The 11,714-nt window shown below is 40.2% G+C and carries 9 protein-coding genes; 2 read left to right on the top strand and 7 right to left on the bottom strand.

Going from position 1 to position 11,714, the window contains the following annotated elements:
- Positions 1-3 precede the first annotated feature (3 nt).
- Genes NL645_RS02180 through NL645_RS02165 form a run of 4 tightly spaced genes read right to left on the bottom strand, consistent with a single transcriptional unit; the run spans position 4 to position 2,862 of the window.
- Positions 4-453 (bottom strand): hypothetical protein, encoded by a 450-nt coding sequence (locus NL645_RS02180; protein ID WP_005445974.1) that lies wholly within the window; start codon positions 451-453, stop codon positions 4-6.
- Positions 453-1,796, bottom strand: a complete 1,344-nt coding sequence (locus tag NL645_RS02175; RefSeq protein ID WP_124007825.1) for a type II and III secretion system protein family protein — start codon at positions 1,794-1,796, stop codon at positions 453-455. Before NL645_RS02175 ends, NL645_RS02180 begins: the two co-directional genes overlap by 1 nt.
- 2 nt (positions 1,797-1,798) lie before the next feature.
- Complete coding sequence (locus tag NL645_RS02170; protein WP_124007824.1) at positions 1,799-2,554, bottom strand: pilus assembly protein CpaB; 756 nt, start codon at positions 2,552-2,554, stop codon at positions 1,799-1,801.
- 56 nt (positions 2,555-2,610) lie between these two features.
- Positions 2,611-2,862: a Flp family type IVb pilin gene (locus NL645_RS02165; protein ID WP_253651101.1), complete on the bottom strand. Its 252-nt coding sequence runs from the start codon at positions 2,860-2,862 to the stop codon at positions 2,611-2,613.
- 194 nt (positions 2,863-3,056) lie between these two features.
- On the opposite strand from NL645_RS02165, the gene NL645_RS02160 reads away from it, so the two are divergent.
- Complete coding sequence (locus NL645_RS02160; protein WP_046876018.1) at positions 3,057-3,500, top strand: prepilin peptidase; 444 nt, start codon at positions 3,057-3,059, stop codon at positions 3,498-3,500.
- Positions 3,501-3,552: 52 nt separating this feature from the next.
- Here NL645_RS02160 and NL645_RS02155 read toward each other — a convergent pair whose 3' ends face one another.
- From NL645_RS02155 to NL645_RS02140, 3 genes are all read right to left on the bottom strand, one after another.
- A complete protein-coding gene (locus NL645_RS02155) occupies positions 3,553-4,461 on the bottom strand; it encodes a LysR family transcriptional regulator (protein WP_046876017.1) in 909 nt (302 codons plus the stop codon).
- 609 nt (positions 4,462-5,070) lie between these two features.
- Positions 5,071-6,051 carry a GlxA family transcriptional regulator gene (locus NL645_RS02145; RefSeq protein ID WP_046876016.1) on the bottom strand — a complete coding sequence of 327 codons (981 nt, stop codon included), beginning with the start codon at positions 6,049-6,051 and terminating at the stop codon, positions 5,071-5,073.
- Positions 6,052-6,097: 46 nt separating this feature from the next.
- Positions 6,098-9,133: a M6 family metalloprotease domain-containing protein gene (locus NL645_RS02140; RefSeq protein ID WP_253651100.1), complete on the bottom strand. Its 3,036-nt coding sequence runs from the start codon at positions 9,131-9,133 to the stop codon at positions 6,098-6,100.
- A gap of 265 nt (positions 9,134-9,398) precedes the next feature.
- Between NL645_RS02140 and NL645_RS02135 the strand changes: the two genes are divergently transcribed.
- Positions 9,399-11,627 (top strand): M9 family metallopeptidase, encoded by a 2,229-nt coding sequence (locus NL645_RS02135; protein WP_253651417.1) that lies wholly within the window; start codon positions 9,399-9,401, stop codon positions 11,625-11,627.
- Positions 11,628-11,714: the final 87 nt, after the last annotated feature.

Genomic DNA, 11,714 nt, shown 5'->3' with positions numbered 1-11,714 from the left:
TTTTTACTCCGCCACAGGATTCGTCATACTCAAGCGTCTGTTGTATTCCAAGCTGCACCCAAATGGATGATGTTTAAGGGTGTTGAATGAAACGGCATCACAAGTTTGCTCTTGCATCTTGTGGTATTTCGCAACGATTTTTACGCCTTTGCTTTCGCTGTTTGCGTTTAGGGTATAACGCAACTTGTTTACGCCTTTGGCTTTGATTTCTTTCACAAAGCCATCAACAAACTGACTTTCTTTGGCGTCGTAATTGATTGCAAATGTCGACTTTGGATACTGAAGATTAATTTGATTGACGAAGTTAACTGACTTATCCATCGCCACTTCTTTGTTTGTGACTCGAAACTCAAAGGTTTCTACAATTGTGTCTACGGTTGTTTTGTTTGGTGTTACCGATACCGAGCAACCCGAGAGTAATACAGAAACCACCAACAATAGGTTTGCCTTCATTAGTTAAAGCCTCCCGCCTTTATCGTATTTTCCAGCTCTTCGTCATCAACATTTGAAAGATCAAGTTTCAACAAACGCTCAAGATCACTCGTTCGTTTGAACTTCGGCAGTTTGATATCGGTTTCTTTAACAGGATCGACGAGGTTAACTGTCGCTACGATAATCAGCTCAGTCTTTCTTCTTTCAGTATTGGTTTTACTAAACAGTGCACCCAAAATCGGGATATCACCCAGGTAAGGGATTTTGGCTAATGATTCCTGTTCTTCTGATGTCAACAGACCCGCTAGAACAAAGCTTTGACCATCTTTCAATTGCACGGTCGTTTGGGCTTTGCGAGTCCTCAAAGAAGGCACACTGATGAGTCCAGAGTTCACACCATTGGTCTTATCAATAGAGCTCACTTCCGGCAGCAGTGACAAACGAATATTTTCAGAGTCTGTTACTTTAGCAACCATCGACAGCTTTACGCCGTACTCTTTGTAAGTAACAGAGATACCATCGTTATCGCGAACTGTAATAGGGATTTCACCACCGACTAGAAAGCTTGCGGACTCACCGGAAATCACTGATAAATTTGGTTCGGCAAGCACTTGTCCAATGCTGTCATTACCACTCGCTGAAATAACCGCAACGATATCCTCAGCAGTAAAATCTAAAATTTTATTGACGAACTGACCAGCACCACCAATGGACTTACCGTTTGTTTCAGCGTATGAAACCCCTAGCTCGGTCAAGAATGAACTTGAAACTTCTGCAACCGTCAGCTTTACGTTGATTTGATCAGTCGTGAGAACTTTCAGGTTGTTGATGATGTCTTCAAACACATAAGTCGCTGTGTAGTCGAGAGCATCGCCAGCTTCTCCGTTTGCATTAGTGAGCTCAAAAGTGTTCCTTTGTTTGCTCTTTTTCAGCATTTCACCCACGTGGCGATACACCTTGTTTTTGATTTCTTCGCTGCTCACGACACCATCAATGACAACCTGCTCACCAATATTGGTCAGCTTAATGTCTTCATCGGGATACCTTGCAATAAGCGTTTGTTTTAAAAGCCTTAAGCTTTTATTTACTACCACTTCTGCGTTGTAAATTTCGTTTCCTGCTCGGTCGTACGCGATAATGGAAGTGGCGCCACGGCCAATACCGTAAATCACCAGTTTCCCGTTTGCGATGACCTTGTAATCCGCAATTTGGGTATCTGCGACAAACACGGTATCAATGTTGCGTTTTACATTAATCGTCTTCGCTGCACCTTTATCAAGGCTTAATAGATCCCCAGCTGACGCGGAAACCGGGAGAAGCAAAACCAATCCCAACGTGACTGATAATATATTTTTATTGAACACCCTTAATTCCCTCTCAGCTGTCGAACGCCAAATCGATGCTCAATCAAATCGCTACTTTTTACAGATAAGTATTTATGAACCATCTTTGCTGGAACCAGAGTAATGGCTCCGATTTTCTGTGCCATTTCAAGCTTAAGTACCTGTTTAACGGTCAAAGCGATAATCAAGCCATATTCTTCATTTGACGAATCATCATCTTCAGAAACGTTCATCGATTGCAAAACCAAAGCCCCGTCAATGATGACGTTGCTTGTTAAGCTATCGATATCGGAATAGCCACTTTCTAATAAATTAGATTGAGATGAGGTTGTGGCAACAAAACTGACGCGATCGCCAGGTTGAATTGGTAACGCTTCTACAATGCTACTGCCTTGCGACAAGTAGTAGTAAGGCACTTGGTCTTTTTTAAGTGAAAGATACATGTAATCTTTTTCACCAGGATTAGAAACCAAGTCTGGTGTTAATTGCATACCTTCATTGACGTCTTTCGCCCATAGAGCACCTGAATCAATCTTGATACTCGCGTAAGGAACGTATGAATGCTGTTTTGCTTCCGACTCGGGAAACTCACGAATATCTATTGCATCGGTGTTAACCGGCTCAGCTTTGTTTACAGCTCGATTAACGAATGCGACCTCTACAAACACTTCATTTTCGACCACAGCCACTGGCTCAGGCTGATCAAAAAAATCGCTGACGTAGAAAAAAGCCAAAAACATAGTGATGGCAACAAATACAAAAACTAATGCTCTACTCATAGAATAAAAACCTTAAAAGAGAGGGTTTCCCCTCTCTAAATTTATAACTGGTTAACTTATCCTTGTTTACCGTCAGCTTTATTGCCAGAGCCAGAACCTCCAGCAGAGTTAGCACTTTCCATTGAAGTGGAAATTTTGCCCATCGCATCATTTAACGTTGTTTTCAAAGTGCCATCTTTGAATACAAATAGAATAATTGAAGACATTGCTACAGCGATGATTGCGTATTCTACAGCTGTGACACCACGTTTGTCAGAATTAAATTTATGGCGGATATTATGAAGTTTATTATTGATATTTAAAAGCATGTTTACCTCTATTTCCCTTGAATTAATCACTCATTTCGTGAACGAATAAAATTTACACCAACAGAAATAATCACACCAATTAAGCTTTTTTATTCACATATAAGATGTTGTTATAAAATCAATGAAATCCATTACATAAATTTTTATTATCGAAAACAATTTGAATTTATAAGTGAAAAATTTAAAATAGGAAAATGAATTATATAAATTTTGCTTTGTGGCTAACTTGCCTGGTCAACGTCTTACTCATATTCTATGACGATATTCGTTATAGAATTGTGAAACATCGATTTCTTCTTATTATCTTTATTACTTCACTACTTAGCTTGTTGTTTACTCCAGAACCACTAGCTCAACTCACAGTGAGTATCTCTGTTTTTATTTGTTTCTTTATACTTTGGTTGATAAACATTGTAGGAGGCGGAGATGTAAAACTCATTGGTGCACTTTTCTTAGGAGTGAACGATGAATATATGTTAGCTGCAATAGTAGCGATCGGATTAATGGGTGGGATTCAAATATTGGTTATGTGGTTAATGTCTGTTTATCACAAAAAAAATTTTTTTGAGAACGGCATCCCTTACACAATACCAATTGGTACGAGTGGGCTCTTTTTCTTCTACATGTCATTAATTTAATCATTATTAAAACAAACGCCATGTCTATTTATTCAATAGGCATGGCGTTTTTCTACATCACTTCACAACTGGTTAGTAACCGACCCGTAGGTGGTCTACCAACCACGCCTTTAGAAGTCAGTCGGAATGTTTCGGTAATCAAACTTCTCAAACGTTCTTGGTCGATTTTCTTCGCAGCAGAATCATTACACCATACGTACATCTCGATGTACTTGGATAGCGGATACTGGCTACACTTGTAATCGCCCAGTGTCCAACTAGGACAGATAACAAAAGTATTTTCCGCTTGCAGTTCATTGATCATCAATCGAGACGAAGAAGTAGTAAGCCAATGTTTTACTCTAGAAGTATCCACCCCAGAAGAGTCAAGCAATACCTCAGCATCTCGCCTAGTCAAAGTATTACAAAAGACGATTCGCTCAGGGTAGCATTCCTCAGGTTTGACTGCACAGCCGCAAGCCAAAATGTATTGCTCTCTATTTAGTGGGAAAACGCGACCTTCCACGGATGTGGTGTCACCAATAGCGAAGACTAAATCGTGGTTCTCTTTATCAACACAATTCATGTCGCTATAACTTGTAATAGCTAACTCGACGTCGTTATACACTCTAAAAGAGCTAATTACCTTCGCTACCAATTCAGGAGCAAATGAATCAGATATCGCAATAGAATACCGATCAAACATATCTACTTGAGCCAATTCGTCAAATAATTGGTCATATAAAGACATTGTTCTGTCTGTATAACTAAGTAATATTTGGCCATGTTTAGTCAGATTGAATCCATCTTTTCGATCGAAGACTTCAGCCCCTATAGTACATTCAAGTTTTTTAATATGTTGTGAAACGGCTGGTTGGGTTAAATATAGACTTTCTGCTGCCGCAGTAAAACTTCTATGCCTTGCAACATGTGAAAAAGTGCGCAAGTACTTTACATCGATGGTACGTTTATTTGCTTTCATTTTAATAACACCAAGACCCAATAATTTCCGATAGTTATAATTTTTATAAATCCATAAAGCTACAGATGAAGCTAGTTAATAAATAGCTCCCCTCTATAACTCAGTCTCTTATTTTACGTCTAAGCATTAAACAGCTGTATAAGAAACCAGTTTCTTATTAACTAAGTTTTACACTGATTCGAAAAGACAAAAAACATTGCAAACACATGTTTTAATTATTATTTTACGCTGAAAAATAATTGATTTAAAAAAGGTAAATTTATAATATTGTGTCTTAATCACCCCCTTTATAAGGTCTAAATCCCCCTTTTATTTTAAGTAATCACTTAATAATATTCATATTGTTTTATTTCATAACAAACTATATACATTATATGAACGACAATATTATTAATAGAAATTAAGTAATTATAAGAATACGTATATATAAGTATAAGTTACCGTTATTAATAATTAATTCAAGACTAACTCATTTATACTCGAACGAAAATAGCAAACGTTTGCTATTTTCGTTCGAACTATAATATGGATTTAAAACGAATGTAAATATGACTATTCAATTAATAATGTTGTATAGATCATAATTCTGGCCATGAGATATGCTTATCATTAAGCTTTAATTTGGTTTCTTTTACGATATTCAAGTGGAGAACAATCATTTTCTCGTTTGAATATCTGCCTGAAAAACTGTGTATCAACATAACCAGATCGACTTGCCACTTCATCAATTGACAATTTTGTTGACCTCAACAGTTCTTTTGCAAAAGATAAACGCCCTAACTGAATAAACTTTAACGGACTGATGGATGTCGCCTCTTTAAATCGGCGTTTTAACTGCCGTTCTGATAAGCAAGCTTCATTCGCTAAATCACTGATAGAAACGATGTCTAGATCCGTGGTGAGAATCCATTTTTGGATTTTTAGAATCAGCTCATCTCTGTGTTGCATGTACCGGAAAACATCACAGTATGAATGAGAGTTTCCACTGCTCTCTATTGTACTTAAAAACTGGTTACCAAGGTTTCGAGTGTGCTTTCCAAAATACTCTTCTACTATTTCCAGCATCACACTTGAGTGAGAGTAAGGTCCAGACGAAAGATAGACGTTTCCGTCAATGAGTGCTTTCTGCTCAGTCATGAGCATTATCTCAGGGAACAGTTCGCCAAAGAGGTGGGCGAAGTAAGAATGCATTACAGCTTTGTTTTGCTGCAAAAGACCGGCTTTCGCGACGACAAAAATACCAGTGTCAATTGCAACTATTTTGCTGCCTTTTAGGTGTAACTCTCTGATCCAATCGAACAATGCAGGATCGATCTTATCTAACGATTCTAAAGGATCGCCAATAGAGCCAATGATTAATATGTTTGTAAAATCAAATGATTGCCATTGTGCGGTAGGTTGAACGCTGATTCCCCCTCGACCAATTAACGGCCGATTGTTTGCCGTAACGACGTGTGTCATGAAACCTTGGAACTCTGCAAATTCAGCTGCTGTTTCCAAGATCTCTAATGAGCTTATTATTGATGCAAAATACCTCCCTGTCGGAGCAAGCGCTACGACACGGAGGTTTTTCTTATTGGTTTCCTTCAATCTTCATTCATCCTGCGAATACAAGGCGATGAATTATAATATTTTTCTACCAAATATCATTTCTTATTACGAATCTATACAAATTATTAACCTTTGTTCTTAGACTAATCAGGATCATACACAGAATGACCCACAGCCCCATAGAGCCACCTTCTTCACTCTTGCCAGGATCATTTTCCACAACAACTTCTTGCTTAACAACCATAGCAACGTTCTTAGTAATAATTGCACCATCATTGTCGTTTACCGTCACTTCAAACGTCAGCTTTTCACTTTTCTCACTCACTTTTGGTAACGTCACTTCTACACTTATCGTGTCCGTGGTGGCAAACTGGGCTTTAGTCCCAGAAACTTGACGCCATTTGAATGAATGATTGGTTGAATCAACGTCTTTTAAGCCAAGTACAGATAGTGTGACTTTTTCATTTGATAGGCCTTCTTTACGACTCGCTTCGATAGAAAAGATCGGCTCATCATTAACCGCTTCGACCGAAATTACAGCCATAGCTGTATTAGATTCACGTCCGTTCTCTTTAACAATAGAAAACTCAAACTGGTCATTACCAAAGTAGTTTTCCTTGCTTTGGTAGGTATTTCCATCAATCTTGCCGTGCATCGGCGGCTTTTTAATGACGATGGTGTCCCCTTTCTCTAGTCCTTGTTGCTGACGTAAGTTAAGTTCCAGTGGCGTATCTTCTAGCGCTTTGTATTGAAGACTATTGGCGGTGATTACTGGAGAATTGATCGTGATGACCACCTCACCTTCTGCTGTCGTCCCAAAATCGTCAGACACTTGATACTTCATTACTGCTCGTTGTTCTGGAATGTCCGAAACAGGAACAGAATAGTGGATTTTTTGTCCTGAGATTTCAGCGCTACCAATCGAAGGCTTTGATGTGATCTTGTCTAGCTTCAGTGTGCTATTCGCATCTGATGAGTGGTCATTCGCCAGTACATCAATCGTAATACTTTCACCGCTTAATACGGTGACGGAATCCGTTTCAACCGTAATACTAGGTTTCGCCTGAGGTTTTTCTAACAAAGCAGCAAAAGGATAGTTACGGCCACGCCCTTCGCTTAATCCGCTCGTCTTGTACGAACTGGCATTTCCATAGAACTGCTTCTTTTTCTCTCCGTTAGACAAATAAGCGTCCAAGAATGAATAGCTGTATTCTGGCTTAGCGTTTTCTAGCTCAATGACCAACAACTGCTCACCTTCATCGATATCAAATGGCGATGCAAACATAACTCGACCACCAAACGTAGGAATCACCCCCGATGACACTTCAACTTGAGTGTCAACGTTAATAGCAGCATTCCCCCAACGGTTTGTAGTCAGGTCATATTTAAACATACGATAACGCATCTCGGAGTTTGGTAGGATTGGCTTAGCAAATAAGTAGAAACCAACCAAAGATTGGTAACCGTCGTTGTTTTCTAACCCAAACCCTATCGTATTGTTGCGGCTGTCTTCATACACGTACGTTCTTAAAAGTGACGTTATCCAAGCCGATTTATTCGTCGATGAAGGAATAGATGCTCGTAACGTGCCGCTTTGATCTGTACTGGCGATATCATTAATCGAGATATTGGTTTCCCGGCCACCGGTGATGAGTTTTAAAGAAGGAGTTGTATCGTCCGAAATAGTGACCACATTGCTTGAGCCCGGGAACACATCACCTTGATCTGACCAACCACGAGTTTGTAGTTCATCCAGACCGTCCGCTTGGAATACCTGAACTTGCATTGGCCCTGTGTCATTGAAACGGTTGTCGATACTTACGGCCGTGATCAAAAGACCTTCACCTGACAACGCACGGTCGTATTCCGTTTTTCTTCTGTTTTCGAAGTAAGCTCTTGGACCTTGCTGTTTCAAATACGGATCGAGATACACCACACCCTCGCCTTGACGAGTCTCGATCGTGCTAGAACCAGACGCTTCAATCACTTTCGGTTTGATGAAACCAGCAGCTTCCTTACTCCATGCCAACATATTGACCGGCGTTTCCCCTGCATACGTATCACCTTGTTTACTTGCCCAGCTTCCGCCACCCATTAATCCCCATTGGCCAACAGAGCCGGAATGTCTGTAGGAATACAAATCAGGTAGACCAAGCATCAAGTGTCCAAGTTCATGGGCAATCACGCCCATCGTAGATTGATGGTCACCTTGGAAGTCAGCAAACAAGCAGTAATCTCGAATGGTCTTTCCATCGATCTCAATCGCATTATGACTATAACGATGAGGCCAAATGTACGGCGTATTTACCGAACCAGCAGACTTGTCGTACCCCGCAAATACAAACATCACAGACAATTCGTCAGGCGTGATTTTGTCGTCGTTATTCAAATCGTAAGTAGACAAATCCACATAACGGTCTAACTTGTCGTAAGCGGCTTTAAAAGCCTCATTTAACTTACTGTCACAAGTCGCATCATTTTTTGAGTGGCAATTCGGATGAGCAATATCCAACGTAAGGTTGATGACACCATCGTTTGCCGTACCTTCCGTTTCTTTCGCAGGCTCTACAATGTAACGTCCGTAACTATTCTTACTGAAGTAGTCTTTTACACTTTGCTGATTATCACCAAAAATCACATTGGTGAAGTCATTCACAAAGTCTTGGTTGTTAAAGCTCACCTGAACAACGAGCAAAGGTTGGTGCGTGGGCTCATTTGTTGCGTTTAGTGCTCGAATGGGAGTTTGCTCAAGATATGGCTCATTCATTGGATAAACGTGCTCAGAAGGCAATAAAAAAGACGTCGGGGTGACGCGCTCTTTTAACAACTCTCTCACTGCTTGTGGCATTTCTAATTTGGCTTCAACCCCAAGAGAAGTGACGACAAAACGCCCATCAACAATGTCATGATTACCATAAAACCACCCTGTCTCTTCATCGTGGACATAAATAATGCCTTCTCTATCTTGATACCAGAAAGATTCTTGATCGCCATAAAGTTTTAATTCTTTCTTTGAACCATCATTTAACTGAAATTGATGCCAAGTTGGCGCAGGCAGCGTATTGGCATGAGCAAAGGAAACCATCAAAGTGCTGATGATTGGAAAATATATTTTTTTCATATACCCGTCGACTAAAATAAAAACCAAACGTTATGTATATCAAAATCAATTTTTCCTTCCCAATTAACATTTCTACTGAATTTATAAATAATAGTTATTTGTTCAATATCACATAAAAATAGGCGTGTTGAGCATAATACATTTTTATCTAGCCATTAAATTCTATTATTTAACTATGCATCAGTAAAAATATATATTTAACGCCCATTTCAAATACAATACTAATTCTATGAAAAATATTAAAACTGCATGTCTTCTATTATCCATGCTTGGTGTTTTAACTGGATGTGGTGGTGATGATTCTTCCGGTGGAGTCAAGACTGTTCCTGTCGCTGGCGTAGATTCTGGCGACAAAAACGATGACAACGCTGACGTAGATTCAACTGTGGATGACGATAAAGATACAGATACAGATACAGATGATGACAGTACCGTCGATGATGATTCCACGAAAGACGACGATACCACTGACGATGACACCGTGGTAGATGACGATACCGAGCTTTTCCCACACAAAGGAAAATGTACTGTTGAAGATTTTACGGTTGACCGAGTCAATATCGAATCAAGAGTCGCAAACAGTGACTACGAGTGCATGAGAACGTGGTTTTCTCCATCGTTAGAGCAAGCAGACGTCGTCTTCAGTACCATGAGCGTGAGTCGAATTACTGGCGGATTAAAAAAGGCAATTGAGGCTTATAAAGGAACAAAAGAGCAAGCTCAGCAAATATACTATTTAGGTGAGTTCGTTAAGGCGGCTTACAAAAACCGACACGATACCTTTGCCAAAAAGTTACAACCTTTTCCATCCGAATTAAGCGTAGATATTGCCAATACCATTCAACAATTTTTGCGCTCACCACACGCTCTAACTGACGGTCGCGAACAGCAAGAAGCGCTCGCATCCATGTTGATTGTTGTTGATAGTATTCGACAACTCGCAATCGCCGCACCCGATGTTTTCGCTATTCTTGATAGCTTTTCAGCGGATAAAAGCGACAGCTATTACTACCGTAAAGCCATCAACAATATCTTTGTCGCTATGGCTGGGCACTCACAAACCAAAGCGTTTTACGATGTGATTGAATCTGACTCAAGTTATATCCATCGTTTGAGTGGTTTTATTACCAACAACGAATGGGCGATAGGCACGGATTCTGAACAACTACTTGGCAATGCCGCGCGAGAGCTCGCTAGGCTGGTAAAAACTGAAGATGCAGAGACAAAAAAAGTCGTTGTCGACACTTTAGATTCTTTGTTAAAGCGCTACCCGCTAGGCGATAAGTCAGACAGAATTTGGGTTGGCATCGCCGAAATGGTTGACGCTTATGCATCAGATTATCTTGAGCAGCTAGGGCTAAGTAACTCAAAATCCGTATTAAAACAGCGAATAATGACATTCAGTTATGATTGTCGCGGACCCGCGCGAATTCTTGCTCAAGAGATGACAGAAGCTCAAGCAATAACAAGCTGCGAAACATTAAACCTCAAAGAAGATGACTTCCACCAAACTGTTAATACCGGATATCAGCCTGTCGCTGATGATCATAGCGATAGTGTCGATGTTATTGTTTTTAAAACCAAAAGTGACTACTCAACCTACTCCAGCTTCCTTTTTGATAACACAACCAACAACGGCGGACAGTTCCTTGAGCGAGACCCATCAAAACAAGGAAATGTACCTCGATTTGTCGCTTATCAAAACGGATGGGACGACGACTTTTCGATTCTAAACTTAGAGCACGAATATGTGCATTATTTAGACGGTCGATTCAACCAATACGGTGACTTCCATGACACAATGCGCGAAGGCAATATTGTGTGGTGGTTGGAAGGTTTTGCTGAATACATGTACTACAAAGAGGGCTACAATGCTGCTCTAGTACTTGGCAAAGAAAAGACGCACACATTGGCAGACGTGTTCAGTACGAATTACAGCGACGGTTTAAACCGTGTGTACCGCTGGGGCTACTTAGCTGTACGCTTCATGATAGAGAAGCATCCTGAAGACGTTACTGAACTGTTAGGTTACTCGCGTACCGGCCAATACAAAGAGTGGGTAAAACTGCTTGAACGATTAGGGCCTGCTTACAATACCGAGTTTCATTCGTGGCTGGATGAGGTGACGAAAGACATTGACGATTCGGATATTTCTCAGCCAAAACCGAAAGAGAAGCCTAAGAAAATCGAACTCAATACCAGCATCCAAGTAAGCGGTAAAAAGTTCTCTGAAACGCTCTTCTTTGTCGATGTTTCAGAAAGTTATAATCAACTGGAAGTGTCTATCTCCGGCACTGGTGATGCCGATCTATACGCTTGTTACGACAAAATATGCCACTACTTCGAGTACGAATGGTCGAACTACACCCATGGCAGTAACGAAACGATTTCAATCCCAAAAAATGAAGACGGGTCGATCAAAATGGGACAATACTATTTCAGCATCAGTGGTCGTGAAGAATTCGACGTAGAACTGTCTGTTGTTGCGAAATAAATTTCTATCATCGTTCATTAGGCACCTGTTTTCACGATGGTGCTTAATGAACATTAAATATTATTTATAGAGGTATTATAATTCTTA

Source organism: Vibrio sp. Y51_MX_L26, assembly GCF_024181935.1.
GTDB lineage: Bacteria > Pseudomonadota > Gammaproteobacteria > Enterobacterales > Vibrionaceae > Vibrio > Vibrio diabolicus.
Note: the sequence above shows the minus strand (reverse complement) of the source record. Positions and strands in the feature narration are given on the sequence as shown.

What these genes read in the sequence shown, in the direction of transcription:
- NL645_RS02165 (WP_253651101.1), bottom strand. Translation starts at nt 2,862, where the DNA reads ATGCTTTTAAATATCAATAATAAACTTCATAATATCCGCCATAAATTT.
- NL645_RS02155 (WP_046876017.1), bottom strand. Translation starts at nt 4,461, where the DNA reads ATGAAAGCAAATAAACGTACCATCGATGTAAAGTACTTGCGCACTTTT.
- NL645_RS02135 (WP_253651417.1), top strand. Translation starts at nt 9,399, where the DNA reads ATGCTTGGTGTTTTAACTGGATGTGGTGGTGATGATTCTTCCGGTGGA.
- NL645_RS02140 (WP_253651100.1), bottom strand. Translation starts at nt 9,133, where the DNA reads ATGAAAAAAATATATTTTCCAATCATCAGCACTTTGATGGTTTCCTTT.
- NL645_RS02180 (WP_005445974.1), bottom strand. Translation starts at nt 453, where the DNA reads ATGAAGGCAAACCTATTGTTGGTGGTTTCTGTATTACTCTCGGGTTGC.
- NL645_RS02170 (WP_124007824.1), bottom strand. Translation starts at nt 2,554, where the DNA reads ATGAGTAGAGCATTAGTTTTTGTATTTGTTGCCATCACTATGTTTTTG.
- NL645_RS02160 (WP_046876018.1), top strand. Translation starts at nt 3,057, where the DNA reads ATGAATTATATAAATTTTGCTTTGTGGCTAACTTGCCTGGTCAACGTC.